General features: G+C 72.0%; 24 protein-coding genes and 1 pseudogene. 8 read left to right on the forward strand and 17 right to left on the reverse strand.

All coding sequences use genetic code 11. The annotated features are described in order from the left end of the window. Positions 1 to 35 precede the first annotated feature (35 nt). Together ACFVYF_RS12505 and ACFVYF_RS12510 are read right to left on the reverse strand one after the other, a co-directional pair. On the reverse strand, positions 36 to 1,622 hold the full coding sequence (locus ACFVYF_RS12505; RefSeq protein WP_389454901.1) for an alkaline phosphatase D family protein: 1,587 nt from the start codon (positions 1,620 to 1,622) through the stop codon (positions 36 to 38). Positions 1,623 to 2,033: 411 nt separating this feature from the next. Then, on the reverse strand, positions 2,034 to 3,518 hold the full coding sequence (locus tag ACFVYF_RS12510; RefSeq protein ID WP_389454903.1) for a PLP-dependent aminotransferase family protein: 1,485 nt from the start codon (positions 3,516 to 3,518) through the stop codon (positions 2,034 to 2,036). 47 nt (positions 3,519 to 3,565) lie between these two features. On the opposite strand from ACFVYF_RS12510, the pseudogene ACFVYF_RS12515 reads away from it, so the two are divergent. Continuing rightward, positions 3,566 to 4,351, forward strand: a pseudogene (locus ACFVYF_RS12515) (EamA family transporter); the annotation flags it as partial. Positions 4,352 to 4,444: 93 nt separating this feature from the next. Here ACFVYF_RS12515 and ACFVYF_RS12520 read toward each other — a convergent pair. After that, complete coding sequence (locus ACFVYF_RS12520; protein WP_389454905.1) at positions 4,445 to 5,275, reverse strand: alpha/beta fold hydrolase; 831 nt, start codon at positions 5,273 to 5,275, stop codon at positions 4,445 to 4,447. A 284-nt stretch (positions 5,276 to 5,559) separates the two neighbouring features. Between ACFVYF_RS12520 and ACFVYF_RS12525 the strand changes: the two genes are divergently transcribed. Both ACFVYF_RS12525 and ACFVYF_RS12530 read left to right on the forward strand, forming a co-directional pair. Continuing rightward, on the forward strand, positions 5,560 to 6,444 hold the full coding sequence (locus ACFVYF_RS12525) for an RNA polymerase sigma-70 factor (RefSeq protein ID WP_389454907.1): 885 nt from the start codon (positions 5,560 to 5,562) through the stop codon (positions 6,442 to 6,444). Between the two features lie 360 nt (positions 6,445 to 6,804). Then, complete coding sequence (locus ACFVYF_RS12530) at positions 6,805 to 7,566, forward strand: GntR family transcriptional regulator (protein ID WP_389454909.1); 762 nt, start codon at positions 6,805 to 6,807, stop codon at positions 7,564 to 7,566. 412 nt (positions 7,567 to 7,978) lie between these two features. Here the strand turns inward: ACFVYF_RS12530 and ACFVYF_RS12535 are convergent, their stop codons facing one another. From ACFVYF_RS12535 to ACFVYF_RS12545, 3 genes are all read right to left on the reverse strand, one after another. Further along, complete coding sequence (locus ACFVYF_RS12535; RefSeq protein ID WP_389454911.1) at positions 7,979 to 9,136, reverse strand: ROK family transcriptional regulator; 1,158 nt, start codon at positions 9,134 to 9,136, stop codon at positions 7,979 to 7,981. 120 nt (positions 9,137 to 9,256) lie between these two features. Then, complete coding sequence (locus tag ACFVYF_RS12540; RefSeq protein ID WP_389454913.1) at positions 9,257 to 9,919, reverse strand: response regulator; 663 nt, start codon at positions 9,917 to 9,919, stop codon at positions 9,257 to 9,259. A gap of 14 nt (positions 9,920 to 9,933) precedes the next feature. Next, positions 9,934 to 11,088, reverse strand: a complete 1,155-nt coding sequence (locus ACFVYF_RS12545) for a sensor histidine kinase (RefSeq protein WP_389454915.1) — start codon at positions 11,086 to 11,088, stop codon at positions 9,934 to 9,936. Positions 11,089 to 11,196: 108 nt separating this feature from the next. Here ACFVYF_RS12545 and ACFVYF_RS12550 point away from each other — a divergent pair, with 108 nt between their 5' ends. From ACFVYF_RS12550 to ACFVYF_RS12560, 3 genes are read left to right on the forward strand one after another with little or no spacing between them, the layout of a single operon-like run. Continuing rightward, positions 11,197 to 12,138, forward strand: coding sequence for an ABC transporter ATP-binding protein (locus tag ACFVYF_RS12550; RefSeq protein WP_389454917.1), 942 nt, complete (start codon positions 11,197 to 11,199; stop codon positions 12,136 to 12,138). Next, complete coding sequence (locus tag ACFVYF_RS12555) at positions 12,135 to 12,860, forward strand: ABC transporter permease (RefSeq protein WP_389454919.1); 726 nt, start codon at positions 12,135 to 12,137, stop codon at positions 12,858 to 12,860. The genes ACFVYF_RS12550 and ACFVYF_RS12555 overlap by 4 nt, the downstream gene beginning before the upstream one ends. A gap of 49 nt (positions 12,861 to 12,909) precedes the next feature. Continuing rightward, positions 12,910 to 13,353 (forward strand): hypothetical protein, encoded by a 444-nt coding sequence (locus tag ACFVYF_RS12560; RefSeq protein ID WP_389454921.1) that lies wholly within the window; start codon positions 12,910 to 12,912, stop codon positions 13,351 to 13,353. A gap of 55 nt (positions 13,354 to 13,408) precedes the next feature. On the opposite strand, the gene mug is transcribed toward ACFVYF_RS12560, so the two are convergent. The 10 genes from mug to ACFVYF_RS12610 all read right to left on the reverse strand — a co-directional run bounded on the left by mug (position 13,409) and on the right by ACFVYF_RS12610 (position 24,472). Then, the gene (gene mug, locus ACFVYF_RS12565; protein ID WP_389454923.1) at positions 13,409 to 13,912 is read right to left on the reverse strand and encodes a G/U mismatch-specific DNA glycosylase; all 504 of its coding nucleotides are present in this window, start codon (positions 13,910 to 13,912) and stop codon (positions 13,409 to 13,411) included. Positions 13,913 to 13,956: 44 nt separating this feature from the next. Further along, positions 13,957 to 15,399: an adenylosuccinate lyase gene (gene purB, locus ACFVYF_RS12570; RefSeq protein WP_389454925.1), complete on the reverse strand. Its 1,443-nt coding sequence runs from the start codon at positions 15,397 to 15,399 to the stop codon at positions 13,957 to 13,959. A gap of 59 nt (positions 15,400 to 15,458) precedes the next feature. Next, positions 15,459 to 15,809: a DUF4326 domain-containing protein gene (locus ACFVYF_RS12575; protein ID WP_389454927.1), complete on the reverse strand. Its 351-nt coding sequence runs from the start codon at positions 15,807 to 15,809 to the stop codon at positions 15,459 to 15,461. 246 nt (positions 15,810 to 16,055) lie between these two features. Further along, a complete protein-coding gene (locus ACFVYF_RS12580; protein WP_389454929.1) occupies positions 16,056 to 16,838 on the reverse strand; it encodes an SGNH/GDSL hydrolase family protein in 783 nt (260 codons plus the stop codon). A gap of 113 nt (positions 16,839 to 16,951) precedes the next feature. Then, complete coding sequence (locus tag ACFVYF_RS12585; RefSeq protein ID WP_389454931.1) at positions 16,952 to 17,965, reverse strand: hemolysin family protein; 1,014 nt, start codon at positions 17,963 to 17,965, stop codon at positions 16,952 to 16,954. Continuing rightward, a complete protein-coding gene (locus ACFVYF_RS12590; RefSeq protein WP_389454933.1) occupies positions 17,962 to 19,296 on the reverse strand; it encodes a hemolysin family protein in 1,335 nt (444 codons plus the stop codon). The genes ACFVYF_RS12585 and ACFVYF_RS12590 overlap by 4 nt, the downstream gene beginning before the upstream one ends. A 172-nt stretch (positions 19,297 to 19,468) precedes the next feature. Further along, positions 19,469 to 19,894 (reverse strand): GNAT family N-acetyltransferase, encoded by a 426-nt coding sequence (locus tag ACFVYF_RS12595; RefSeq protein WP_389454935.1) that lies wholly within the window; start codon positions 19,892 to 19,894, stop codon positions 19,469 to 19,471. A gap of 138 nt (positions 19,895 to 20,032) precedes the next feature. Beyond that, positions 20,033 to 20,923, reverse strand: a complete 891-nt coding sequence (locus tag ACFVYF_RS12600) for an LLM class F420-dependent oxidoreductase (protein WP_389454937.1) — start codon at positions 20,921 to 20,923, stop codon at positions 20,033 to 20,035. A gap of 47 nt (positions 20,924 to 20,970) precedes the next feature. Continuing rightward, positions 20,971 to 23,538: an ABC transporter permease gene (locus ACFVYF_RS12605; protein ID WP_389454939.1), complete on the reverse strand. Its 2,568-nt coding sequence runs from the start codon at positions 23,536 to 23,538 to the stop codon at positions 20,971 to 20,973. A gap of 7 nt (positions 23,539 to 23,545) precedes the next feature. Next, positions 23,546 to 24,472, reverse strand: a complete 927-nt coding sequence (locus ACFVYF_RS12610; protein WP_389454941.1) for an ABC transporter ATP-binding protein — start codon at positions 24,470 to 24,472, stop codon at positions 23,546 to 23,548. A gap of 204 nt (positions 24,473 to 24,676) precedes the next feature. On the opposite strand from ACFVYF_RS12610, the gene ACFVYF_RS12615 reads away from it, so the two are divergent. Together ACFVYF_RS12615 and ACFVYF_RS12620 are read left to right on the forward strand one after the other, a co-directional pair. Then, entirely contained in the window at positions 24,677 to 24,916 is a 240-nt protein-coding gene (locus ACFVYF_RS12615) for a toxin-antitoxin system HicB family antitoxin (RefSeq protein ID WP_389454943.1), read from the forward strand. 4 nt (positions 24,917 to 24,920) lie between these two features. Continuing rightward, positions 24,921 to 25,295 (forward strand): fic family toxin-antitoxin system, toxin component, encoded by a 375-nt coding sequence (locus ACFVYF_RS12620; protein ID WP_389454945.1) that lies wholly within the window; start codon positions 24,921 to 24,923, stop codon positions 25,293 to 25,295. On the opposite strand, the gene ACFVYF_RS12625 is transcribed toward ACFVYF_RS12620, so the two are convergent. Then, a complete protein-coding gene (locus ACFVYF_RS12625) occupies positions 25,290 to 25,988 on the reverse strand; it encodes a class I SAM-dependent methyltransferase (protein WP_389454947.1) in 699 nt (232 codons plus the stop codon). The genes ACFVYF_RS12620 and ACFVYF_RS12625 overlap by 6 nt on opposite strands. Positions 25,989 to 26,210 lie beyond the last annotated feature (222 nt).

The raw sequence follows: 26,210 nt of genomic DNA on the forward strand, positions 1-26,210 counted from the left end.
TCGAGGGTACGGGAATGATCACCCCGTGTGGTGCGTCACTGCCCCACGCGGCCCGGCTGCAGTGCCTGAGTGAACAGCACCGTGCCGTCCTGCTCCCGCAGCCGCACCGTCAGTTCGCCGCTGTCGCCGTCGATGTCGACCTCGCCGAAGAACTGGTAGCCGCCGGCGGGCGACACGTTCGAGGCGGTCGGCGCCTTCAGGAACACCCGCTCCGGTCCGAACGTGGCATCCAGCGTGCTCGCCGGGAACGCGCCGGCGTTGAGCGGGCCGGAGACGAACTCCCAGAACGGCTCGAAGTCGGTGAAGGCGGCCCGTGCCGGCTGGTAGTGCTGGGCCGAGGTGTGGTGCACGTCGGCCGTCAGCCACACCGTTCCCGTGATCTTCCGATGCTTGATGTGACGCAGCAGCTCGGCGATCTGCAGCTCCCGCCCGAGCGGTGCTCCCGGGTCACCCTGGGCCACCGCCTCGATGTTCTGCTTGCCCTCGGTGGTGTCCGGCACGACCAGGCCGAGGGGCATGTCGGCCGCGATCACCTTCCACACCGCACGCGACCGCGACAGCTCCCGCTTGAGCCAGTCCAGCTGCTCCGTGCCGAGGATGCCCTGGGTGTCGGTGGTCTGGGTGCCGGGGGAGTTGGCGTTGCGGTACGTCCGCATGTCCAGCACGAAGACGTCGAGCAGCGGACCGTGGCGCACCACCCGGTGCACCCGGCCCTCCCGGGCACCCGGCCGCAGCGTGGTGATCGGGAAGTACTCGCTGAACGCGCGATTCGCCCGCGACGCCAGCACGTCGATGCTCTTCTCGGTGTACCGCGTGTCCGAAGCCGCGATCACCTCACCCGGGTACCAGTTGTTGCGCACCTCGTGGTCGTCCCACTGGACGATGGACGGCACCTGGGCGTTGAACCGCTTGAGGTTCTCGTCCAGCAGGTTGTAGCGGAACGCCCCGCGGAACTCCGCCAGTGTCTCGGCGACCTTGGACTTCTCCTCGGTGGTGATGTTCCGCCAGATGCTGCCGTCGGGCAGGGTCGCGGTCGCGGAGATCGGCCCGTCGGCGTAGATGTTGTCGCCGCTGCACAGGAAGAAGTCCGGGTCCAGCGCTGCCATGGCGTCGTAGATCCGGTAGCCCCCGCGGTCCGGGTTGATGCCCCAGCCCTGCCCGGCCAGGTCGCCCGACCACAGGAACCGCACGCCGTCGCGCCTCCTGACCGGCGCCGTGCGGAAGGTGCCGGTCACCGGCTCGCCCGTGCGCCGCGGGTCGTCGGGGTCGGCGAGCAGCACCCGGTAGTGGATCTGCTCGCCGCCGGGCAGATCGCGCACCCGCGTCGACCCGGCGAAGTCCGTCTCCGCGTCGAGCAGCGGGCCGTGCCATCTCCTCGGGTTGCGGAAGGACTCGGTGGCCGACGTCTCGACGATCATCCGGGCCGGGCGGTCGGAGCGCACCCACACCAGACCCGAGTCGGCGGTCACGTCTCCTGCCTGGACGCCCCACCCCGCCTTCGGCCGCCCGGACAGGGCGAACGCCGGTGCCGCGCCGACCGCGGCGGGCAGGGCCAGTGCCGCCGACGCGGCGAGCGAACCGCGCAGGACGCCGCGGCGGCCGGGGAGCGGAAGGTGTGACATGAATGCGCCTCCAGGGACGGGATCCGGCCAGTGTGCAGTGCCACAACTACTGGTGCGCCGCAGCGCACACGGAAACCACAAGTGAACAACTGACCACGGGGGCAGGGGAACCGGTGTGCGATCCCCGACGCGTCGTGGCTGCGCGTGAGCCGTCCTGCGCGTGCAGCGGTCCCGTGGGCGTCCTGCGCGGGCAGCGGTCCTGTGCCGCCCTGCGCGGGCCGCGGTCCGTGCCGTACCGCGCGTGCAGCGGTTGTCTGCCGTGCAGCGGTTGCCTGCCGTGCTGCCGTGCTGCCGTGCTGCCGTGCTGCCGTCCTGCTCGTGCAGCGGTGTGTGGCGTCCTGCGCGGGCACCGGCTCCGGGCCGTTGCGCACGCACAGCGGTCCCGTGCCGTCCCGCGAATAGGACCCCGTGTCACACACGCACGGCGTCCGCCATCAGTCGTACGCCCTCGCGGATCCGCGCCGACGACAGGTGCGCGTACCCCAGCACCAGCCGTACGCCGTCGTCCACCGACTCTCCGTAGTCCGTCAGTGGCCGCACCGCGACCCCGGCGGCGGCCGCGCGCTCCAGGAAGCGGTCCAGCGGCCCGTAACGGTCCGGGAGTTCCGCGATGGCGTGCAGACCGGCCGCGACACCGGACACCCTCGCGCCCGGAAAGTGCTCGTCCAGCGCAGATACGAGCGTGTCGCGGCGTTCCCGGTAGGCGCGCTGGCAACGCCTCAACTGCCGGTCGTAGTCGCCGTGTTCGAGGAACCGTGCCATGACCGCCTGGTCGATCGCGGGATGACCGAGATCCATGGTCCGCTTGCGCTCGACGACGTCCTCGGCGAGGAACGCCGGTACCAGGAGCCAGCCGAGCCGCAGCCCGGGAGCGAGGGACTTGCTGACCGAACCCGTGTACGCGACGCGCTCCGGGTCGAGCCCCTGCAGCGCGCCCACCGGCGCACGGTCGTAGCGGAAGTCCCCGTCGTAGTCGTCCTCGATCACGAGACCGTCCACCGACCGTGCCCACTCCAGCAGTTCGGCACGGCGCCGCGCGGAGTACCCGATTCCCGACGGGAACTGGTGGGCCGGCGTCGTCACGACGGCACGCACACCCGAGGCGTGCAGCGGTCCGGTCGCCAGGCCGTCCGCGTCCAACGGCAGCGGTACGGTGCCGATCCCGGCCGAGGCGTACAGAGAGCCGTGTTCCGGGCTCCCCGGGTCCTCCACGCCGACGGCACGCATCCCGCGCGCGTGGAGCACGAAGCCGAGGAGCGTCATCGCCTGCGCCACGCCGGAGACCACCACCACCCGCTCCGGATCGGCGACCACGCCCCGGCGCCGGACGAGCAGCTCCGCGAGGGCGGTACGCAACCGGGGGAGCCCGCGGGGATCCGGGTAACCCAGTGCGTGGTGCGGCAGTTCGGCGAGCACTCCGCGATGCGCGGCGGTCCAGGCGGCCCGCGGGAACAGCGACAGGTCCGGGGTGCCCGGCAGGAAGTCCGCCCGGGCGCCGGGGGAGCGCGGGGCGAGGTCACGTGCGCGCGGTTGCGCCGCCCGGACGGCACCGCCGACCCAGGTTCCGGCGCCGCGGCCGCTGCGCAGATAACCCTCCGCGGTCAGCTGCTCGTACGCCTCCGTGACGAGCCCCCGGGAGACCCCGAGGTCGGCGGCGAGCTCCCGGCTCGACGGAAGCCGCGTGCCCTGCGCCAGCCGTCCGGAGCGGACCGCTTCGCGCAGCGCGGCCTGGAGCGTACGGCCACGCGCGCGTGCCGGTGCTGAAGCGGCCGGCAGGAGCAACTCCCAGGCGGCGGCCCACGAAGGAGCGCACCCGGACGGCTCGGCCCCACCACCCGCAGGCGAACCCGCCGCCCCGGCGCCGGGCGTGCCTGGATTGGTCCCCGATGGCGTCATGGAAGTGGACCTTAAACCGGACCGGTGCCCTTCGTAGCGTCGCCACCATGAACGTCACCACCCGAGGGGCGCTGCTCGCCGCCCTCGCCTGTGTCCTCGTCGGAGGCTCCTTCACGGCCAACAGCGTGCTGGGCCAGTACCCGTACGCGGGCGGCCAGTTCCTGCGCTACGGCCTGGCCTGTCTGCTGCTGGTGCCACTGGTCGGCAGGGGTGGCACGGCACCCCTGCGCACACTCACGCCACGGCAGTGGACGCGTCTCGCACTGCTGTCGGCCGTCGGCATGGTCGGCTTCAACCTCGCGGTGATCGCCGCGGAACGCTCCGCGGAGCCGGCGGTTCCCGGAGTCTTCGTGGGGTGCGCTCCGGTCGTGGTGGCCGTCGTCGTTCCCCTCCTGGAGGGGCGCCGCCCTCAACGCCTCGTCCTGTACGGGGCGTTGGGGGTCGCGATCGGCGCCTTCACGGTGCAGGGCTGGGGACGTACCGACGGCACGGGCATCGCCCTCTCCGGATGCGCGCTCGCCGGCGAGGTCGGTTTCGCCGTTCTCGCGGTGCCCGTGCTGCGGCCGCTGGGGCCACGCCTGTTGTCCGCGACGGTGTGCGGGATCGCCGCGGTCGAGTCGGCCGTGATCGGCGTCCTCGCGGACGGTGGCGCATGGCTCCGGGTGCCGGACGCCACCGAGTCCGCCGCGCTGCTGTGGCAGGCGGTGGTCGTCACGGTCGTCGGCTTCGTCTGCTGGTACATGGGCATGCAGCGGATCGGTGCGGAACGCGCCACGCTCTTCTCCGGCCTCATCCCCGTGGCGGCCGCGTGCACCGCACCGCTCGTCGGGACGGGCTCGTACGGTGCCGCCCAGGCCGTCGGCAGCGCCCTGGTCGGAGCCGGAGTCGCCCTGGGATCGGGGGCGTTGACCCGCCGGGCGCGCCGCTCAGCGGCTGCCGTCCAGGATGACCCGCGCGACGAGCGCAGGGTCGTCGTTCATGGGCACGTGCCCGCATCCGGGCAGCCGCACCAGCCGGGCGTGGGGGATCAGCTGCTTGGCGCGGATCCCCTGGCGGCGCACGAGCAGCCGGTCACGCGTGCCCCAGGCCACGGTGACCGGGAGCCCCGGGATGTCGTCCGTGAACCGGACCGCGGTGCCCGCCCTGAGGGTCGGGGCGAAGCCCTCGGCGTGGGCCAGCGCGAGGGTCTCGGCGACGACGGCCTCGGGTGAACGGCGGCCCGGCCGGGCGTAGATGGTGCTGGTCAGGACCGTACGCCCGGCCGCCGTGGTGGACAGTCGCTCCACCAGCGGCAGGGGCATGCTCCGCGCGGCCTGCCGCATCGCCATCAGCACCCCGAAGGCGTACCGCCGCTCGGCCTGTGTCCAGAACCCGGCGGGAGACAGTGCGGTGACGGACCGTACGAGCTTCTCGCGTCCCAGCTCCAGGGCCAGCAGGCCGCCGAGCGAGTTGCCCGCCACGTGCGGGCGACCGAGCTCCAGCTTTTCGCACAGCGCGCTGAGCGCGGAGTTCATCGTCGGGAGGTCGTGCGCGAGCCCGCCGGGCAGCGCCGGGGACTCGCCGAACCCGGGGAGGTCCACGGCTATCACGTCACGCTCGGCCGCCAGGATGTCGACGACCGGATCCCAGGCCTGCCGGTGGTGGCCGATGCCGTGCAGCAGAAGCAGCGGTTCGCCGGTGCCCACGCGCGCGTAGGAGAGGGTCACGGCACGGGGGCCGTGCGCCGAGGGGACGTCGAAGGAGACCGTGGCGGACATGGTGCAGCTCCTCGTGTGGGGACACGGTGACGGAAACGCTCGTAGACAGCTTGTCAGCAACTGCTACCGACGGGTAGCCCCTGAGCGGCGCGAACCGCACGCGTGCCCGGTCAGGGCGGCCGACGCGCCGGTCAACGGCTCCGCGGGCGCCTCCACGCGTGCGTGCGGGTCGACGCCCAGTCCGCCCACCACTGGCCGTACGGGCGCCTCCACGCGCGTGCGTGTGCTCGGTCAGACACCGAATCTGCCTGGACATGACGGGACGAGCCGGATGGGATGAATCAGTGGCCACCGACACCGCGACCGACGTCTTCGAAGAGCACCGCCCCGTCCTGACGGGCGTCGCCTACCGCATGCTCGGGCGGGTGGCCGACGCGGAGGACGTGGTCCAGGAGGCCTGGCTGCGCTGGTCCGGCGCGGACCGGACCGACGTGCGCGAACCGCGCGGCTACCTGGTGCGCATCACCACCCGGCTCGCCATCGACCGGCTGCGCCACGTGCAGTCCCGCCGTGAGGCGTACGTGGGCCCCTGGCTGCCGGAGCCGTATGTGACCGACTTCGGGGACACCGTCCCGGACACCGCCGAACGGGCCGTGCTCGCCGACTCCGTCTCCCTCGCCGTGCTCGTCGTCCTGGAGTCCCTCTCGCCCCTGGAACGGGCCGTGTTCGTGCTCCGCGAGGCCTTCGGATACCCGTACGCCGACATCGCTACCACCCTCGACCGCAGCGAGTCCGCGGTACGCCAACTCGCCGGCCGGGCACGCAAACACGTCGACGAGCGCCGGCCGCGCTACGAGGTCGACCCGGTCGAACGCCGCCTGCTCACCGAGCGGTTCCTCGCCGCGGCCGTCGAGGGCGACCTCGCGGGCCTGCTGTCCCTGCTGGCCCCCGAGGTGCGCCTGGTGGGCGACAGCGGCGGTCTGGCCAAGGCGCCGCTGCGGGTCATCGAGTCCGCCGACAAGGTGAGCCGCTTCATCTTCGGCGCGGCCCGCAAGGGGATCCCGGACGTGTCGTTCCACCTGGTTGAGGTCAACGGCGGCGCGGCGCTCCTGGCGCTGTCGGGCGACAAGGCCGACAGCGTCTTCCAGCTGGACGTCGCGGACGGCCGGATCCAGTGCATCTACGTCATCCGCAACCCCGAGAAGCTGCTGTCGCTCTCGCCCGAATAGCGGCGGCCCACGCTCCACGGCCCCGAAGCCCCCATCGTCACCGCGGGAGCTTCGCCGTCGTGTACGAGGCCCGGGGGGGGGTACGCCGGGTCCGTGCGCAGGGGAGAACCGGTCCGTGCGCCGGGAAGGCCCGGTCCCGGTGCTGGGGACGCCCGGCTTGCGCGCTTGTGTCGCGAACATCTCCCAGCGCGAACGTCGTATGAACGCTCTGCGGCACCGCGCCCCTGCAATCGGTAAGGGATCGAGGATTGGTCTTGACCAAGGGTGGGGCCGCGCTTATGGTCGCAGGGATAGTGCAGGAACCTTTAATAAACAAGGGCGCTAAAAAGCCGCCGGGCCACGGCGATTGCGGAGGACAGGGTGGGGACCACGCAGCTGGAAACGGTGCCGGAGCCTAAGTACTGGCATCTCAAGACCGTGCTCAGTGAGGCACTCGACTCCGAGTTCACGGTGGGCGAGATCCTGCCCAACGAACGCGATCTCGCGGCCCGCTTCGGGGTCGCCCGTGCCACGCTCCGCCAGGCCCTCGAGCAGCTCGAACTGGAAGGCCGGCTGCAGCGCCGCCGCGGGGTGGGCACCACGGTCGCCCCGCCGCGCGTGGGTGTGGCCGTCGGGTCCGAGCAGCACACCTGGCCGGGTGCGGCGGGCGACGCCTGGCAGCCCGCGGACTGCGCCCTGGCGGCGCCGCCCCTCCGGGTGGCCGACCTGCTGGAAACGGACCGCGACGAAGCGGTGCACACGGTGCGCCGGTCCCGCGTGACGCACGGTCAGCCGGTCGCCGCCGAGCTGCTCTACATCCCGGCGTCCTCGGTGCCCGACCTCTCCTCCATCGACGCGCCCGCGGGCCCGGCACGCGCGCGTGCCGTCCTGCGGGAGCTCCAGCGTCTGGAGCTGGAGGGCGAGGACCGTGCCGTGGAGCTCGGTTCGGCGCGTGCGGACGACGCCAAGGAACTCGACCGCCTCCCCGGAGCGCCGGTCCTCGTCGTCACCACCCGCTTCTTCGCCGAGGGACGCACGGCGGCGGTCTCCGTCGCCACGTATCGCGCCGACACCTGCCGGCTGACCTTCGGTGACGCCGGCGGCGTCGAGATCCACCACACGCCGGAGCGCCGCGCTTCCTGAACCGCGGGCGGCACCGCTGCCGCGAGCGAGCCACAAACGTCACGCCCCGCTTACGCCGGGGCGTGACGTTTTGCGTCGCGCGCGGGACGGCTCGCATGGCTGCGCCACGCCGGCCAACCCGGCACCTCGGCCGCGTTGCCGACCGCTTCGGTGTATCTGGCGTGCCTGACGGCTGGCCGCTCCGGTGCCTGTCGTGCCTGACGGTTCCGGCGCCTCGGGAGGGTTGGTGACCGCTCGGGCGCCTGAGCCGCATCGGTGACCGCTCCGGTGCTTCCGTCGTGCCTGACGGTTCCGGCGCCCGAGCCGTGCCCTTACGGTTCCTGCGCCTCAGCCGATGGATGACCGCTCCGCGCCTCAGCCGCACAGGAGGCCGATCCGGCGCCCAGCCGCCCCAGCGCCTCGCCCCGGCCCCTCAGCGCCGCGCGGTGACCGTGCTCTCCACCGCGAAGAGCTCCTCCTCGACGTGGTCGAGCGCCAGCCGCAGTGCTCCCGTCGCGACGGCCGCCTCGCCCAGCAGGGACAGGGTCACCTTGGGCGGCCGCAGACAGTAGCGCGCCAACTCGCGCCGCAGCGGCTCCAGTACGCCGTCCAGGCCGGCCGCCCAGCCGCCGATCACGACCAGCTCGGGGTCGAGGGCCAGCACGAGCGCGGCCACGTCGTGGACCAGGCGCTGGATGAAGCGGTCGACCGCCGCGCGGGCCCGCTGATCGCCCTCGCGCGCCAGGGCGAAGACATCGGCGACGGCCTGCTCGTCGAGGGGGTGCAAGGGCTCGTCCGTGGTCGACAGCAGCGTCTCCGGGGTCGCCTCCCGGCCCAGCAGATGCAGCGCCCCGATCTCGCCGGCCGCACCGCCGTAGCCCCGGTGCAGCCGTCCGCCGATCAGCGACCCGGCGCCCGGGCTCAGCCCGGCCAGCACGAACACGATGTCGTCGGACTCGGTGGCCGAGCCCTTCCAGTGCTCTGCGACCGCCGCCGCGTTGGCGTCGTTCTCGACCAGCACCGGGCACTTGAAGGAACGGCTCAGCCGCTCGCCCAGCCGCAGGCCCGTCCACTCCGGAAGGGCCGTGCCGAGGCGTACGGTGCCGTCCGCCTCGACGATGCCGGGGCTGCCCACCCCGACCGCGCGCAGGGAACTACGGGCCACGCCCGCCCGGCGCAGCAGGTCGGCGACCGCGCTGCGCAGCCGCTCCAGCCGCTCGTCGGCGGACGCCGTCTCGTCGACTTCCTTGGACATGGCGCCCATCACCCGGCCGTCCAGGTCGGCGAGCAGCGCCGCGACCCGGTGGGGGCCTATCTCCAGGCCCAGCAGGTGCCCCGCCTCGGCCCGGAACCTGAACCGTCTGGCGGGCCGGCCCTGACGCCGTGCGGCGCCTTCCTCGGCCGCCTTCTCGACGACGAGCCCGCCGTCGATCAGCCCTTCGACGACCCCCTCGACCGTGGGCCGGGACAATCCGGTCACCCGGGTGATCTCGGTGAGCGTCGCGCAGTCCGTGGCACGCAGCGCGTGCAGCACCACCGCGGAATTGATCCTTCGCAGCAGAGAGGGATCCCCGCCGGTCAACTGCCCCAACGTCCGTCCTCCCAGCTCGTGCGCGTGTTCGCCGGATCGTACTCGGCGTGGCGGGCCCCGGCGAGTGCCGGGGACCCCCACGTTACTGGCGGGTCCGCATCGACCGAGCGGCACGGTCCGTCATCCGGGCGAGACGAACCCCGATTCGTACGCCGTGATGACCGCCTGTGTGCGGTCCCGGGCGCCCAGTTTCGCGAGGACGGCGCTGACGTGGGACTTGACCGTCTCCGTCCCGACGGTCAGCCGACCGGCGATCTCCGCGTTCGACAGGCCCCGGGTCACCAGGCGCAGCACCTCCGCCTCACGCTCGGTGAGCGCGGCCCGCTCCAGCACCGCCCGGGCCGCGGGGTTGCCGTCGTCGTCGCCGTACTCGGCGGCCAGTTGCCGGACGGAGGCGGGGAACAGCAGGGACTCGCCCTCGGCGATCAGCCGCACCGCGTGCACGATCTCGGCGGGCCGGGCCCGCTTCAGCAGAAACCCGTCGGCGCCGGCGCGCAGCGCCTCGTAGACGTACTCGTCGTTCTCGAACGTCGTCACCACGAGGATCTTCGGCGGATCGGTCACCGTGCGCAGCACCGCGCGCGTGGCCTCGATGCCGTCCATCAGGGGCATCCGCACGTCCATGGCGACGACATCGGGCCGCAGCTGCCGCACCAGCGGGATCACCGCCGCGCCGTCGGCTGCCTCCCCGACGACCTCGATGTCTGGCTGCGCCTCCAGGACGGCACGCAGGCCCGCGCGTACGAGGGGTTCGTCGTCGACGAGAAGCACGGTGACCGGCATCCGGTCAGCGTAGATCAGGGCAGTGGCAGGTCCACCCGCACCTGCCAGTCGCCCTGGTCCGGGCCCGTCGAGGCGCTGCCGCCGAGCAGCGCGGCCCGCTCACGGATGCCCCGCAGCCCGCTGCCGCGGCCGGGCCCCGGTATCTCCTCGGTGAGCGGATTGCGGACCTCCAGGACCAGTCTGGCGTCCTGGCACTCGATACGGACCCGGGCAGGGACACCCCCCGCGTGGCGCAGGACGTTCGTGAGCGATTCCTGCAGGATGCGGTAGCCCTCACGGGAGACGGGTCCGGGCACCGTCTCCACCGGGCCCGTCACCTCGGCGTCGACCTTCGCTCCCGAGGCGCGCGCGGACTCCAGGAGCCGGTCCGCCTCCGTCAGCGTCGGGCGGCTGCTCACCGGCCGCTCCGCCTCGCGCAGCACACCGAGGACCCGGTCCAGGTCCTCCAGGGCGGCCCGGCCGGTGTCCTCGATGGCGCCCAGGGCCCGGTCGGTGAACGCGGGGTCGCCGGCCGCCCGCGCCGCGCCCGCCTGCACCACCGCGACGGTCAGCGCGTGCCCGATGGAGTCGTGCAGCTCCCGGGCGATGCGTGTGCGCTCCAGGAGCTGCTCCGTGCGCTCCTCCAGGGCGGCGAGCCGCTGGCCGGGGGAGGGGCCGAGAAGACGGCGGGCGAGCGCCGTGACCAGCGCGCCGAGGGCGACGACCGCGCCGTACAGCCCGAGCAAGGGCAGCGGGACGAGCAGTGCATAGGCCCAGTGCGGATCCGAAATCGGCACGAAGGGGTTGTCGGTGATCGTGTGGCCGGTCGCCGCGCCGGCCAGATCGAAGGCAATCACCGGCAGCCAGACCGTGAGCGCAGAGGCCACCAAGCCACCGACCATCCGGACTTCCAGCCAGAGCACGGTCCGCCACCGATCCCGCCAACTGACCGAGGGCGCGACCGAGAACGCCTCCTCCCCGCCGCCCTGCGCCAGCATGAACTGCGCCTGCACGCCCTCACCTCGCCGGACGGCTGGAATCAGCCCCAGCGGAATCAGTATCGCGGCGGGCACCCACGGCTTGGTCGAGTCGATGAACAACCACACGCTGACGAACAGCATCGGCACCCACAGATGCAGCAAGCGCGTGTACGTCGTCCCCCGGAACAGCGGGCGCAGAAAGCGGGCCATCGCGTCATCGTGCCAGGCGGCACCGACAACGAGCCTCCCCCGAGCGAGGGAGACGGTCTCCGCCGGCGGGGGAGGACGGGACGGCCGGACAGCGGACACGCTGAGCCCATGACCAGCATCGACGTCCAAGACCTCACCAAGGAGTACGGCAGCAAGCGCGCCGTGGACCACCTCACCTTCCGTGTGCTCCCCGGCCGCGTCACCGGCTTCCTCGGGCCCAACGGCGCCGGCAAGTCCACCACCATGCGGCTCGTGCTGGGCCTGGACCGGCCCACCTCCGGCACCGCCGGCGTCGGCGGCCGGCCCTACGCCTCCCTGCACGAACCCCTGCGCCACGTGGGCGCCTTGCTCGACGCGCAGGCCGCCCACGGATCACGCACCGCGCGTGATCATCTGCGGGCGCTCGCGGCGAGCAACCGCATCCCGGAGCGCCGCGTGGACGAGGTGCTCGACGAGACCGGACTCGCGTCGGTCGCGCGAGACCGGGTGAAGACGTACTCCCTGGGCATGCGCCAGCGGCTGGGCATCGCGGCCGCGCTGCTGGGCGACCCGCCCGTCGTACTGCTCGACGAGCCGTCCAACGGGCTCGACCCCGAAGGCATCATCTGGATCCGCGAACTGCTGCGCCGGCTGGCCCGCGAGGGACGCACCGTCCTCGTCTCCAGCCACCTCATGAACGAGACCGCGTCCTTCGCCGACCACCTTGTCGTCCTCGGCCGGGGCCGCCTGCTCGCGGACACCCCGATGGGGGAGTTCATCCACGCGCGCGTGCAGCCGCGCGTCCGGGTGCGCACCACCGACGGCGCCGCACTGAGCGGTCTGCTGGCCGGAAACGGGATCGAGGCGGTCGAGGACGAGGACGGACGCTGGACCGTCCTCGACGCGCGCGTGGAGGACATCGGGCGCCTCACCTCGGCCGCGGGTGTGCCGGTCCTCGAACTCGCCGCGGAGGAAGGCACGTTGGAGCAGGCCTATCTCGATCTGACGTCCGCCGAGACCGAGTTCACCGGAATGCCGAGCCCGCCCCGGCAGCAGGAGGCACGATCATGACGTTCGCACCCGTACTCCGCTCGGAGTGGATCAAGATCCGTACACTGCGGTCACTCGTCGCCGCGCTGCTCGCCGTCCTCCTCGTCACCGCGGCCTTCTCGGCGCTCGCCGGGCTCGACGACTCGGCGGACGGCGACTTCGACCCGTTGTTCTCGGCGTTCTTCGGTGTCAGCTTCGGGCAGATCGCCGCCATCGCCTTCGGCGCGCAGGCCGTCTCGGTGGAGTTTCAGGGCGGTGCGCTGCGGGTCACGCTCGCCGCGGTTCCGCACCGCGGACGCTGGTTCGCGGCCAAGGCGGTGGCCATCGCCGTACCGGCGCTGCTCGTCGGTCTGTTCACCGGCGCGGCCGGCCTGGTGGTGGGCGAGGCGGTCCTCGGAACCAGGTGGAGCGGGGTGACCTGGAGCGAGGGGCTGCGCGCCGCTGTGGGATGCGGTGTCTACCTCGCGCTCATGGCGCTGTTCGCGGCCGGACTGACCGCGCTGCTGCGCAGTGGGGTCGCGACGCTGAGCATTCTGGTCCCCTTCCTGCTCATCGTGTCCTTCGTGGTCGGCGGCGTGTCGGGCAGCGCGGCGGACTTCCTGCCGGACAAGGCGGGTCAGGTGGTGCTGCACGAGACCTGGGACGGCTCGCTGGGACCGTGGACGGGCCTGGCCGTGACCGCGGCCTGGGCGGCGGCGGCCCTGTTCGCCGGCGCGTGGAGCGTACGGCGCCGGGACGCCTGACCGGCTGACGGCCCGCCAATTGTCAGTGCGGGCCGGTTTACTGGACGGCATGACCATCGCACAGCAACTGGCCACGATCGACCGGCTGTGCTCCGAGGACTTCCCGGCGGAGCAGGGCCGGTCGCCCGCCGGGTCCGGGGGCCCCGGCTATCACATAGCGGAGCTGGCGACGAGCGAGGAGTTCTGGGAGGACGACGGATCGGCCCGGGAGGAGACGGAGGAGCAGTTCGAGGCCGACCGGGACGGTCTGTCGGAGCGGCTGGCCCACCGCTGGGGGACCCCGCGGCACTTCAGCCTGTCGAGCGTCTTCGACCGGACCACAGCCGGTGAGGACATACCCGAACCCTGGGGCACGCTGAGCGCGCACGTGCCGGACGTGCATCTCTGGAAGCCGGACGGCCACGACCGCTGGGTGGCCCTCGGTGTCTCCCAGTGGGACCGGGAGCTGCCCTTCCAGCTCCTGGCCGTGGTCACGGAGACCGACCCGCCCTAGGCCCCGTCGTCAACTCCCTTCTGCCGGGCGGATGATGGGAATGAGCGCACAGGGCTTAGCGGTCGTCCTCGGCGGCCACCCGCAGCCGCGCGAACTCCTCCGCCATCGTCGCGGCCGTCCAATGCGCGTTCAGCCCGCTGGGGTTGGGCAGCACCCACACCCGGCTGGCCCCGATCGACCGTTCCTGCGGGCCGACTTGAGCCTTTCGGTCACCGAAGGCGGCTCGGTAGGCGGTCACACCCACTACCGCGAGCCGACGCGGACGCAGCCGCTCCACCTTGGCGGCGAGGATCTCCCCGCCTTCCCGGTACTCCTGCGCGGTCAGCTCGTCGGCCCGCGCCGTCGCCCGTGCCACCACGTTCGTGATGCCGAGCCCGTACGAGAGCAACTCGCCCTGCTCCAACGGCTTCAGCAGACGGGGCATGAAACCGGACAGGTGCAGCACGGGCCAGAAGCGGTTGCCGGGCCGGGCGAAGTGGTGTCCGGTGGCCGCGGTCATCAGACCGGGGTTGATACCGCAGAACAGGACGTGGAGGCCGTCCGCGACGACATCCGGCACGAGCCGGTCACGGGCGGCCTCCAGGTCCGCGGCAGTCAGCCGCGTCAGAGGATCGCCCCCGGCGTGTAGGTCGCGGCGACCGGGTGCTGCTTCATGATCTCCTCGACCCGGCCGACGACCGTGGCCACTTGGTCGGCGGCGGCGCCCGTGAAGGACAGCTTGTCGGCCATCAGCGCGTCGAGCTGCGCACGGTCGAGCGGGATGCGCTCGTCCGCGGCGAGCTTGTCGAGGAGCTCATTGCGCTCGGCGCCCTGCTCACGCATGGCCAGGGCCGAGGCGACAGCGTTCTCCTTGATGGCCTCGTGCGCGACCTCGCGGCCGACACCGGCCCGCACCGCGCCCATCAGGACCTTGGTGGTCGCGAGGAAGGGCAGGTACCGGTCCAGCTCGCGCGCGACGACCGCCGGGAAGGCACCGAACTCGTCCAGGACGGTCAGGAACGTCTCCAGCAGACCGTCGAGCGCGAAGAACGCGTCCGGCAGTGCGACCCGGCGCACCACCGAGCACGAGACGTCGCCCTCGTTCCACTGGTCGCCCGCCAGCTCGCCCGTCATTGAGGCGTAGCCCCGCAGGATCACCATCAGGCCGTTGACGCGCTCGCAGGAGCGGGTGTTCATCTTGTGGGGCATCGCCGAGGAGCCGACCTGACCCGGCTTGAAGCCCTCGGTCACCAGCTCGTGCCCGGCCATCAGCCGGATCGTCTTGGCCAGCGAGGACGGCGCGGCGGCCAGCTGCACCAGCGCGGTCACGACCTCGTAGTCCAGCGAGCGCGGGTAGACCTGGCCGACGGAGGTGAAGGCCTGCGAGAAGCCGAGGTGCTGGGCGATTCGCCGCTCCAGGTCCGCGAGCTTCGCCGCGTCCCCGCCGAGCAGGTCGAGCATGTCCTGCGCCGTACCGACCGGGCCCTTGATGCCGCGCAGCGGGTAGCGGGCGAGCAGCTCCTCGACCCGGCCGTATGCCACGAGCAGTTCGTCGGCGGCGGTCGCGAAGCGCTTGCCGAGCGTGGTGGCCTGCGCGGCGACGTTGTGCGAGCGGCCGGCCATGACCAGCTCGCCGTACTCGCCCGCGAGCTTGCCCAGACGGGCGAGGACGGCCACCGTACGGTCGCGCACGAGCTCCAGCGAGAGCCGGATCTGCAGCTGCTCGACGTTCTCCGTGAGGTCCCGGGACGTCATGCCCTTGTGCACGTGCTCGTGTCCGGCGAGGTCGTTGAACTCCTCGATCCGCGCCTTCACGTCGTGACGCGTGACCTTCTCGCGCTCCGCGATCGAGGCCAGGTCGACCTGGTCGAGCACCCGCTCGTAGTCGGCGATCGCGGCGTCCGGCACCTCGATCCCGAGGTCCTTCTGGGCCCGCAGCACGGCGAGCCAGAGCTGACGCTCCAGCTTCACCTTCTGCTCGGGGGACCAGAGCGTGGCGAGCTCGGTGGAGGCGTAGCGTCCGGCGAGGACGTTCGGGATACGGGGCTTTGCAGGCGCGGCAGTCACGTGTACGGATTCTACTGGCGATTCCTGCAGGCCAGCGCCGCGGGATCGTTTGTCGGAAGCTACGAGTCCGAAGCGGACGCGTCCGCGATCTCGGCCAGGATGTCGCCGTGGCACAGTTCGGGCGCGCACCAGCAGGCCAGCGTCCTGCCGCGCAGGGCGGGCACCTGGGCGAGCAGATCGGGCCGCTGGAGGAGATGGGACCGGTACTTGGCCATCACCTCGGCGCGAGTGCCGTCCCGCTTCCTGGTCGCGGTGTCGTACGCGAACGGGTTGTAGAGCGGATGCTGCGGGAGGTCCCAGTGGCCCATGGTCCAGCGGCGGCCGACGTACACGAGCTCGGCAGGGGCGTGCTCAAGCCGCGGCCCGAAGTCATGGATACGGCCCTTGAGGTTGATCACTGAGGTACGCACACGGTCTCCCTGCGATGCCGGGTGGCGGACGACGTACCCGGCCGGCACGTGAGACCGGATACGCCTTCGATCCTGCCGCTTGGCCGGCCCACCGGCCCGTCGTACGGCAGGTCCGGGCGCTCGACCGGCCCACCGGCCCGTCGTACGGCAGGTCCGGCCGCTTGGCTAGCCCAAAGGCCGGTCCTGCGGCAGGTCCGGCCGCTTGGCTAGCCCAAAGGCCGGTCCTACGGCAGGTCGGGCGCTTGGCTAGCCCACCGGCCCGTCGTACGGCAGCAGGTCCGGCCGCTTGGGCGGCAGGCCGTCGCCCGAGGAGCGGCCCGTCAGACGGCGTCCGATCCACGGCAGCAGGTGCTGCCGGGCGAAACGGACGTCCGCGGTGCGGCGGGCGACCCAGCCGGGCGGCGGCGCGGGCGGCGCGGGCGTGTGCCAGTCGGCGTCCTCGGGGTCGTACCCGAGCGTCTGCCAGACGGCCTCCGCGACCCGGCGGTGCCCCTCCGACGACAGATGCAGCCGGTCCACGTCCCACAGGCGGGGGTCGGCGAGCGACGGCGCCCCGTACAGGTCGACGACGAGCGCGCCGTGCCGGGCCGCGAGGTCGTCGACGCACATGAACAGCTCCTCCATGCGCGGCCGGAACCGTTCCAGCACCGGACCGTTGCGGCCGGGGCTGCGCATGAGCACGAGCTGCTTGCAGGAGGGCGCGAGTCCCTCCACGGCCTCCTCCAGGAGCCCGCGCACCCGGCCCATGTCGCACTTGGGCCGCAGCGTGTCGTTGAGCCCGCCGACCAGCGTGATCACATCGGGCTTCATCGCGGCGGCCAGGGGCACCTGCTCGTCGACGATCTGCTGGATCAGCTTGCCGCGCACGGCCAGATTGGCGTAGCGGAAACCGGGTGTGACGGCGGCCATCCGGGCCGCGAGGAGGTCGGCCCAGCCGCGGTAGGTACCGTCGGGCAGAAGGTCCGACATGCCCTCGGTGAAGGAGTCGCCGACCGCGACAAGACTGGTGTAGGTGGCATTCGTCTGCATGGCGAAAGCGATGGTAACGCGATCCCATACCCGCCGGTCGGTGGGCCCACCCCATCCGAGGTGGACCCCCGGCGGCAGCACGCCGCCTCACCCGGCGCGGCCACCCGCGGGCATCACACAGGCTGCCCGAACAGCTCCCGCAGTACGTCCTCCATGGTCACCACGCCCGAGAGCCGGCCGTCCTCTCCCAGGACGGCCGCCAGATGCGTACGACTCCTGCGCATGGCCGTCAGCACGTCGTCCAGCGGGGTGTCCTCCCGGACCCGCGCGATGGACCGCATGTCCTTGACCTGGAACGGCAGGTCGCGCGGCATCGCGTCCAGCGCGTCCTTGACGTGCAGATAGCCGACGATCCGCAGGACGTCGTCCACGACGGGGAAGCGGGAGAACCCGGACTCGGCGGACAGCTGCTCCAGCTGCTCGGGGGTGACCCCCACGCGCGCGTAGACCACGCGTTCCAGCGGGAGGACGACATCGCGCACCGGCCGGCGACCGAGCTCCAGGGCGTCGTGGAGCCGCTCCTGGGCGCGGTTGTCGATGAGGCCGGCGTCGCTGGAGTCCTTGACCAGCCGGGCCAGTTCGTCGTCCGAGAACGTCGCTGTGACCTCGCCCTTCGCCTCCACCCTGAGCACCTTCAGCAGTGCGTTCGCGAAGGCGTTCACCGAGAAGATCACCGGGCGCAGGCCCCGGGCCAGCGCGACCAGCGGCGGCCCCAGCAGCAGTGCCGTGCGCACCGGCTCCGCCAGCGCGACGTTCTTGGGGACCATTTCGCCGAGCAGCATGTGCAGATACGTCGCGGCGGCCAGCGCGATCACGAACGAGACCACATGGCCCGCGCCCTCGGGCACTCCGACCACGTGGAACACGGGCTCCAGCAGGTGCTCGATGGCGGGCTCGGCGACCACACCGAGAACCAGCGTGCACAGGGTGATGCCGAGCTGCGCGGCCGCCAGCAGCGCGGACACGTGCTCCAGGCCCCACAGCACGCTGCGCGCCCGCCGGTCGCCGTCCTCGGCGTACGTCTCGATCTGGCTGCGGCGCACCGAGATCAGGGCGAATTCGCCGCCCACGAAGAAGGCGTTGACCACGAGCGTGGCGAGACCGATCAGCAGTTGTACGGCGGTCACCGTTTCCCCTCCCTCTCCTGGGCGACGGCGTCGGGCGCGTGCAGCCGTACGCGCGCGGCCCGGCGCCCCGATGCGTCCGTCACCTCGAGCCGCCAGCCGGCCACCTCGACGGTGTCGCCGACCGCCGGAATGCGGCCCAGCTCGCTCGCGATCAGCCCGGCGAGCGTCTCGTAGGGCCCGTCGGGCACCCGCAGGCCGACCCGCGCGAGATGGTCGGTACGGGCCGAACCGTCGGCGGAGTACAGCGTGCGTCCCTCGTCGTCCGTGCCGGCCGGGGCCAGATCGGGTGTCTCGTGCGGGTCGTGCTCGTCCCGCACCTCGCCGACGACTTCCTCGACGATGTCCTCCAGCGTGGCGACTCCCGCGGTGCCGCCGTACTCGTCGATGACCACGGCCATCGTCCGCTTGCCGGCCAGCCGGTCCAGCAGGCGGTCGACGGTCAGCGACTCCGGTACGAACAGGGGTTCGCGCATGATCTGGGAGACGGCGCTGCGGGCCCGGCGCTCGGCGGGCACGGTCAGTACGTCCTTGATGTGCACGACGCCGACGACCGAGTCGAGACCACCGCGGTAGACCGGGAACCGGGACAGGCCGGTCGCGCGCGTCGCGTTCGCCACGTCCTCGCAGGTCGCCTGGAGATCGAGTGCGATGACCTGGACGCGCGGTGTCATCACGTTTTCCGCGGTCAGGTCGGCGAGGTTGAGGGTGCGGACGAACAGCTCGGCGGTGTCGGCCTCCAGCGCGCCCTCCTTGGCCGAGTGCCGGGCGAGGGCCACCAGTTCCTTGGGGCTGCGCGCGGAGGCCAGCTCCTCGGCCGGCTCGATGCCGAAGCGCCGCACCAGCCGGTTCGCGGTGTTGTTCAGATGGGTGATGAACGGGCGGAACGCGGCGCTGAACCAGCGCTGCGGATTCGCCACCCGCTTGGCCACGGCGAGCGGCGAGGAGATCGCCCAGTTCTTGGGCACCAGCTCTCCGACGATCATCAGGAAGACGGTCGACAGGGCCGTACCGATCACCAGGGCGACCGAGGTCGAGGCGGAGTGCGGCACGCCGACGGACTCCAGCGGGCCGGAGATCAGCTTGGCGATGGACGGCTCGGCGAGCATGCCGACCACCAGGTTGGTCACCGTGATGCCGAGCTGGGCGCCGGACAGCTGGAAGGTCAGGTTGCGTACGGCCTTCAGGGCGCCCGCCGCGCCGCGCTCACCGCGCTCCACGGCGCGCTGCAGCTCACCGCGCTCGATCGTGGTCAGCGAGAACTCCGCCGCGACGAAGGCGCCACAGGCCAGGGAGAGCAGAATCGCCACCCCGAGGAGGAGCACTTCGGTCATCGGGTCACCTCCGTCCCATGATCGGCCAGGGGAGCGGGGACCGCGCGATGTCGGGCTCCGGGAGGACGGTGGTGCCGGGTACTGGGGGGCTCGCCCATGGGCGGACGCTCACACCTTTCCATGCGGGGGACGTCTGATCCCTCCATGGTAAAGGATCAGCAAAGTCGCTCGATCAGGCCGTCAGCGGTTTCACCCACCGACGCCACTGCTCCTCGGGCGTGTACCCCGCGGCCCGCCACGCATGGTGCGCCGTCGCGTTCCGCTCCAGGACCATCGCGTCACCCCGGCGCCCGCCGAGCCGGGTGAACCGCTCCTCGGCGGCGGCCAGCAGGGCCGAGCCGATGCCGAGCCGGCGCCGCTGCGGGTGGACCGCCAGCCGGTACAGATGGCAGCGCCAGCCGTCGAAGCCCGCGATGACCGTGCCGACCAGTTCCCCCTCGCGCTCCGCGAGGATCAGCGCCTCGGGATCGCGGGCCACCAGCCGCGCCACCCCGTCCCGGTCGTCGCTGATGCTCGTACCCTCGGCAGCCGTCTTCCAGAAGGCCAGGACGGAATCCAGGTCCCCGGGCGTCGCGGCCCGTATCCGTAGATCAGTCATGCCGCGATCCCATCACGGGCGGTCACCGGCGAGACGGGAATTCCACGATCCGGACCGGCGCGTGCGGTGCCGCCGAAGGGCTGCTTCTCACTGCCCGCGCAGAGCCCGGCGCTTGCGGGGCCGCCACCGGGCTGCTCGTCACTGGCCGCGCAGAGCGTCGACCACGGGCGCGAACGCCTCCATGAACGGCTCCAGGACGGTCAGATACGAGAAGCCGTAGCGCTCCCGCTGGGCCCGCACCTGGCCGATGATCTCCTCCACCGTTCCGACCAGGACGATCGGCAGCGCGAGGAGCTGCTCCCGGGTCAGGTCCGGGACGCGGGGCAACACTTCCTCGACGGCCGCCTCGCGGTCGTCGGTGACGACGGCCAGCTGGATGAGGAGGTTCAGCTCGGCCGGCTCCGGACGGCCGGCGGCCAGGCGCCGGTAGGCGGCGACCCGCTCGTCGAGTTCCTCGGCCGTGATCGGTGCCAGCTCTCCTGTGGCGCTGCCCGGCACGGAGCGCGCGCCCGTGAAGGCGGCGATGTCCGCGTGCTCGGCGGTGATCCGCAGCATCCGGTCGCCGTTGCCGCCGATCAGCAGGGGAATCCGGGGCTTCTGGACCGCCTGCGGCTGATGGTCGGCCGAGCCGACCAGCCGCACCAACTCCTCGACCGTACGCAGCAGATGGTCCACCCGCTCGCCCGGCGATCCGTAGGGCAGGCCCGCCGTGTCGTGTTCCGCCTGTACGTAACCCGTGCCGAGGCCGAGTTCCAGGCGGCCACCGGTGAGCGCGTCGGTGGTGGCCACCTCGCGGGCCAGCAGCGTGGGATTCCAGAAGCCCGCATTGAGCACGAACGTGCCCAGTCGCGGGCGCTCGGTCGCCTCGGCCGCCGCGACCAGGGCCGGAAAGGGCGCGATCATGCCCAGATGGTCGGGGACCTGGATCACGTCGTAGCCGAGTTCCTCGGCCCGGCGGCATTTCGCGCGCCACTCGTCGGCGGGCGCGGGAGTGATCAGGCTGACTCCGAACCGGAACGGCCGCTGCATGCACTCTTCCTGCCTGTAGGCGAGTTGGGAACGGCCACCGGAGTCCATCACTCGTGCGCGATGGCCGCCAGAACATTCATGCGCGAGGCACGCAACGCGGGCAGCAGCGCCGCGACGATGCCCACGATCGCCGAACCCACCACGACCGCCACGATGGTGGTCCAGGGAATCGCGAGTGCCGTCATGCCCTGCAGGGCGAGCACCTGCTGCACGCACAGGCCCCAGATGAGGCCGAGCGCCAGGCCGAGGACCGCGCCGAACACGGCGATCACCACCGACTCCAGCCGGATCATCCGGCGCAGTTGCCGCCGGCCGAGCCCGATCGCGCGCAGCAGCCCGATCTCACGGGTGCGCTCCACCACCGACAGCGCGAGGGTGTTCACCACGCCGAGCACCGCGATGACGATGGCGAGCCCGAGCAGCGCGTAGACGAGGTAGAGCAGTACGGCGATCTGATCGTGGATCAGTTTCTTGTAGTCGGCGAGGTTGCGCACCTGTACCTGCGGATAGGGGTCGAGCGTCTTCTCCAGGGCCGCGCGCAACTGGCCGGCGTCGGTGCCCGGCGCCGCGTTCACGTACAGCGCCGAGTCCTGCCCGCCGGGCACGTACTTCTCCATGGTCGGGAAGCCGAAGTAGAGCCCGCCCTGCGTCCCGAAGCCGTCGGAGCCCTCCTGGTCGGTGAGCGCGGCGACCTTGAGCTCGGCCGTGCGGCCCGCGGGGAACTCGACGCGGACCGTGCTGCCGATCCGTACGCCGTGGTCCTTGGCGAAGTCCGCGTCCATGGCCAGGGCGCCGTCGGCGAGCGCGGCCGCCGTGTCGCCCTGGGTGTAGGTGATGTGGGCGACGTCGTCGAGCCGTGCCTCGTAGCCCGCCGCGGTCGTCTCGATCCGCTTGCCGTCCGGCAGCCGGACCGCGACGGCCGAGAACCGCTGCCGTACGACGAGGCCGGTGCCGTCCGTGGCCTTCACCTTCTCCGTGATCTCCTGCGGGAAGGGCATGAAGTTGCTGTTCTGCACCACGTAGTCGGCACCCAGCGTCTTGTCGATCTGCTGGTCGAACGACTTGGACATGGACGCGCTCGCCACCGACATGCCGCCGACCAGCGCCAGGCCGACCATCAGGGCGGCGGCGGTGGCGCCGGTGCGGCGGGGGTTGCGCAGCGCGTTGCGCTGGCTCATCCGGCCGACGGTGCCGAAGAGCGCCGGGAAGGCCGCGCCGAGGACCCGGATCACTGGGCGCACCAGCAGCGGGCCGGCGATCACGGTCGCGAGGAGTGTGAGGACGACGCCGAGACCCAGCAGCGAGGCGGCCGAGGCCGTCTTCGTCGCGGTCGCGCACCCGACGAGTGCGGCGGCTCCGGCCACGCCGACGACCGAGCCCACGACGGCCCGGGTCTTCAACGGCCGCCCCACACCGGCGATTTCGGCGTCCGCCAGCGCCGCCATCGGCGAGACGGTCGCCGCGCGCCGGGCGGGGAGATACGCCGCGACGAAGGTGACGCCCACTCCGACGACGTACGCGGCGACGGGTGTCACCCACCCGATCACCATCTCGGTCGACTTCAGGTTCATGCCGAACAGGCCCATGAGCTCGATCAGTCCGGCAGCGAGTCCGATCCCCGCGGCGAGACCGAGGGTCGAGCCGACCACGCCGAGGAGCGTCGCCTCGGTGAGCACGGACCGGCGCACCTGGCGGCGGTCGGCGCCGAGTGCGCGCAACAGCCCCAGTTCGCGGGTGCGTTGGGCGATGAGCATCGAGAAGGTGTTGACGATCAGGAAGATGCCGACGAGGACCGAGATCCCGGCGAAGCCGAGCATGACGTACTTGATCACGTCGAGGAATCCGCCGAGCTGGTCCGCAGCCGACTCGGCCTGTTCGTCGGCGGTCTTCAAGTCGTACGCGCGCGTGCCGAGTTCGCCGGCGATGCGCTGCTTGAGCTGGGCGTCGCTCACACCCTGCGCGGCCGTCACGGAGATGCCGGTGGCCAGCCCGGGCTTGCCCAGCAGCTTGGTCTGGGCGGTGGGCGTGTCCAGGAAGACCAGCGCGGCACCGGGGTTGGTGGTGGTGAAGGTGGCGATCCCGACGACCCGTACCTTGAACGACCCGGGCTGCGCGAGCACGGTCAGGGTGTCACCGATCTTCACGTGCTTGTTCTTGGCGGTGTCCGCGTCGAGCAGTGCCTCGCCGCTGCCCTCGGGCGCGTGCCCGGAGGTGAGCTTCACCGGACTGCGGTCGGTGAGGTACCAGTCGGTGGCGATCGTGGGGGCGCCGGTGGTCGGCCCGACGGACTTGTTCTCGCGGTCGACGACCGTGATGTTCTCGACGGACACATCCCCGTGCGTGCTCGCGACGCCGTCGATCCTCGCCACCCGGTCGGCGAGCGAGGCGGGCACGGTTTGCGTCGCCCCGGACGGGATCTGCGACTTCAGATCGTTCCGCGGTGCCACGGTGACATCGGCCGACGTCGAGGCGAAGAGCCGGTCGAACGTACGGGTCACCGTGTCCGAGAAGATCAGGCTGCCCGCGACGAACGCCACGGACAGGACGACGGCCAGCGCCGAGAGCAGCAGCCGTCCCTTGTGCGCGAGAAAGCTCCGCAGTGTCGCCTTGAGCACGACCGCCTCAGTCCTTGTCGAGGGTTACGTCGTCGGACCGGCCGCCTGGAGGTACGTCACCGGCGCCGGGCGGTGCCTCGCCGGAGCGGCCGCTCGCCTTCGTGCCGCCGGTGTCGTCCCCCGGCGCGGCCCCGGAGCCGCCCTCCCCGTCGAAGGTCGCCCGGACCGAGTCGAAACGCTTCATGCGCTCCAGCACTCCTTCCGCCGTCGGCCGCGCCATCTCGTCCACGATCCGGCCGTCACCGAGAAAGAGCACCAGGTCGGAGTGGGCGGCAGCGCCCGGATCGTGGGTGACCATGACGACCGTCTGGCCGAGGTGGTCGACGGCCTCGCGCAGAAAGCCGAGGACTTCGAGCCCGGCACGGGAGTCGAGGTTGCCGGTCGGCTCGTCCGCGAAGATCAGCTCGGGCCGGGAGGCGAGCGCCCGCGCACAGGCGACCCGCTGCTGCTGTCCGCCGGACAGCTCGGCCGGCCGGTGCTTCAGCCGGTCGCGCAGCCCCAGTGTGTCGATGACCTGGTCCAGCCACTTCTGGTCGGGCTTCTGCCCGGCGATGTCCATGGGCAGCGTGATGTTCTCGGCCGCGTTCAACGTCGGGATCAGGTTGAAGGACTGGAACATGAAGCCGATCCGGTCCCGCCGCAGCCGGGTCAGATCGCGGTCCTTCAGTCCGGTGATCTCGGTGTCCCCGAGCCACACCTGTCCGGCCGACACGGTGTCGAGTCCCGCCAGACAGTGCATGAGCGTGGACTTCCCCGAGCCCGAGGGGCCCATGACGGCGGTGAACCGGCCGCTCGCGATGTCCACGTCGACCGAGTCGAGCGCGATCACGGCCGTCTCGCCGGAGCCGTACGCCTTGGTCAGTCCGCGTGCGCGGGCCGCGACCCCGCCGGCGTCCGCCGGGCCGGCGGGATGCTCCGCAGCAGTTGTGGACAACGCCGCCTCCTTGGTCGTGGACGTCCGGACCCATCGTTCCGGCCGAGGTTAGTGTGACCGAGGGCACACCCGGTATCCCCCCTAAGTCTCAGGCGCCCTCCGCCCCAGGTCCTGTCCCCGACACTCATGTAAGGGGCACTCTCCACCCGCGGGCCGACTCCGTACCCCTTGCCCGAGCTAGCACTTCAGCGCTAGCTTCGTGGTATGGCCAAGACCCAGCTGAACGTGCGGGTGGACGAGGGCACCGCTCGCGCCGCCCGCGAACGTGCCCTGGAGCGTGGCATGAGCGTGAACCGCTACATCGAAGAGCTGGTCCGGCAGGACACCGGGGAAGCGGGCCACACGTTCGTGGAGGCCGCCGCCGACTTCATGAAGCAGTACGAGACCGTCTTCGCCGAGGAGTTCGGCACGGACCGCGAGGGCAAGCGCGAAGGTCGTCGTTGATCCGTTGAGCGATTTCAAGATCGACCTTGCCTGGCTCCTCATGATCGCCGAACAGAAGACACCCGGAGATCCCCAGGTCACGGACTGGGGAGCCCTCGTCGCCGCCGTCAGCCGGCACGAGGCGGAGATATTCGACATCCCCGTCTACGACAGCCCGCACGCGCGCGCCGCCGCACTGCTCCAACTCCTGCTGCACGTACCGGCGTTGGAGCGCTCCAACGCGCTGTTCGCCTCCGCCGTCGCGTACGCCTACCTGATCGCCAGCGGCGTCAAGGTCGTCACCTCGGCCGAGCAGGTGCGCGACCTCGCGCGTCTGGTCAAGAGCGGTGAGGCCACGGTCCACGACATCGCGCGCGAACTGCGCCAGTGGGGCCTATGAGGGCTCCGGGCCACTGAGCTCCGGGCGCCGGGCGCTGCCCAGCACGCAGTAGGACGTGGGCAGCCGCGGCCCCGACTCGGGCATCAGCATCCGCCGGTACGGGCCCAGTTCGAACCCGGCGTCGCGCAGTGCGGCGACCGGGTCCCGGGCGAGATGGCAGCCGCCGTTGAGCGGCGGCCAGAGCGTGCGGTCCAGCGCGCGCTGGGTGAGGGCCATCGCGCGCCCGCCACCTCTGCCGTGCTCGAAGAACCGCACGGTCCCGCCGGGGCGCAGCACCCGGCGCAGCTCCACCAGCGCCCGCGGCACATCCCGCACGCTGCACAGCACCAGCGAGAGCACGGCGGCGTCGAAGGCCTCGCTCTTGACGGGCAGGGCCTCCGCCGCGCCCGGCACCACGTCGACGGGCACGCCCGCACGCACGGCGGCCTCCACCGCCAACCGCCGCAGCACCCGCTCCGGCTCGATCGCCACGACCTCGGAGACCGCGCTCGGGTAGTGCGCGAAGTTCAGGCCGTTGCCCGCGCCGACCTCGATCACCCGCCCGGACAGACCGCTGAGCAGCCGGTCGCGTACCGGTCCCATGCCCATCCGCGTCTCCGCGGTCACGCTGAGCCGCGCGTAGTAGCGGGCGAACAGCGGATGGTGCACGGCGTCCCGCGGCACCTTGGCGGAGTCCCCGGACCGTAGTGGCATGACGGACCTCCCATGGAGGGCGGGCATTACCGCGATTGTCCCCCGTACATGGCCGGCGCACCCCTGCTGGCGCGGTGCGGCGGGCGCCGGAGCCACACTCCGGGCGCTGTGGCCGCACGTCTGTTCGTGGAGCCGCGGCCGGTGAGGTGGCCGGTGCACGGGGTGCCCCCCGTGCGTCCTCACCGCCGGCGCGGGGATCCTCGCGTTGCGCCGGCGGCCGCT

Source organism: Streptomyces sp. NPDC058274 (assembly GCF_042881375.1).
Classification (GTDB): Bacteria; Actinomycetota; Actinomycetes; order Streptomycetales; family Streptomycetaceae; genus Streptomyces.

Excerpts from the sequence above, each read along its gene's own strand:
- ACFVYF_RS12505 (WP_389454901.1), bottom strand. The coding sequence starts at position 1,622 with ATGTCACACCTTCCGCTCCCCGGCCGCCGCGGCGTCCTGCGCGGTTCG.
- ACFVYF_RS12510 (WP_389454903.1), bottom strand. The coding sequence starts at position 3,518 with ATGACGCCATCGGGGACCAATCCAGGCACGCCCGGCGCCGGGGCGGCG.
- ACFVYF_RS12520 (WP_389454905.1), bottom strand. The coding sequence starts at position 5,275 with ATGTCCGCCACGGTCTCCTTCGACGTCCCCTCGGCGCACGGCCCCCGT.
- ACFVYF_RS12540 (WP_389454913.1), bottom strand. The coding sequence starts at position 9,919 with ATGCCGGTCACCGTGCTTCTCGTCGACGACGAACCCCTCGTACGCGCG.
- ACFVYF_RS12545 (WP_389454915.1), bottom strand. The coding sequence starts at position 11,088 with ATGGCCCGCTTTCTGCGCCCGCTGTTCCGGGGGACGACGTACACGCGC.
- ACFVYF_RS12550 (WP_389454917.1), top strand. The coding sequence starts at position 11,197 with ATGACCAGCATCGACGTCCAAGACCTCACCAAGGAGTACGGCAGCAAG.
- ACFVYF_RS12555 (WP_389454919.1), top strand. The coding sequence starts at position 12,135 with ATGACGTTCGCACCCGTACTCCGCTCGGAGTGGATCAAGATCCGTACA.
- ACFVYF_RS12560 (WP_389454921.1), top strand. The coding sequence starts at position 12,910 with ATGACCATCGCACAGCAACTGGCCACGATCGACCGGCTGTGCTCCGAG.
- ACFVYF_RS12580 (WP_389454929.1), bottom strand. The coding sequence starts at position 16,838 with ATGCAGACGAATGCCACCTACACCAGTCTTGTCGCGGTCGGCGACTCC.
- ACFVYF_RS12590 (WP_389454933.1), bottom strand. The coding sequence starts at position 19,296 with ATGACCGAAGTGCTCCTCCTCGGGGTGGCGATTCTGCTCTCCCTGGCC.
- ACFVYF_RS12595 (WP_389454935.1), bottom strand. The coding sequence starts at position 19,894 with ATGACTGATCTACGGATACGGGCCGCGACGCCCGGGGACCTGGATTCC.
- ACFVYF_RS12600 (WP_389454937.1), bottom strand. The coding sequence starts at position 20,923 with ATGCAGCGGCCGTTCCGGTTCGGAGTCAGCCTGATCACTCCCGCGCCC.
- ACFVYF_RS12615 (WP_389454943.1), top strand. The coding sequence starts at position 24,677 with ATGGCCAAGACCCAGCTGAACGTGCGGGTGGACGAGGGCACCGCTCGC.
- ACFVYF_RS12625 (WP_389454947.1), bottom strand. The coding sequence starts at position 25,988 with ATGCCACTACGGTCCGGGGACTCCGCCAAGGTGCCGCGGGACGCCGTG.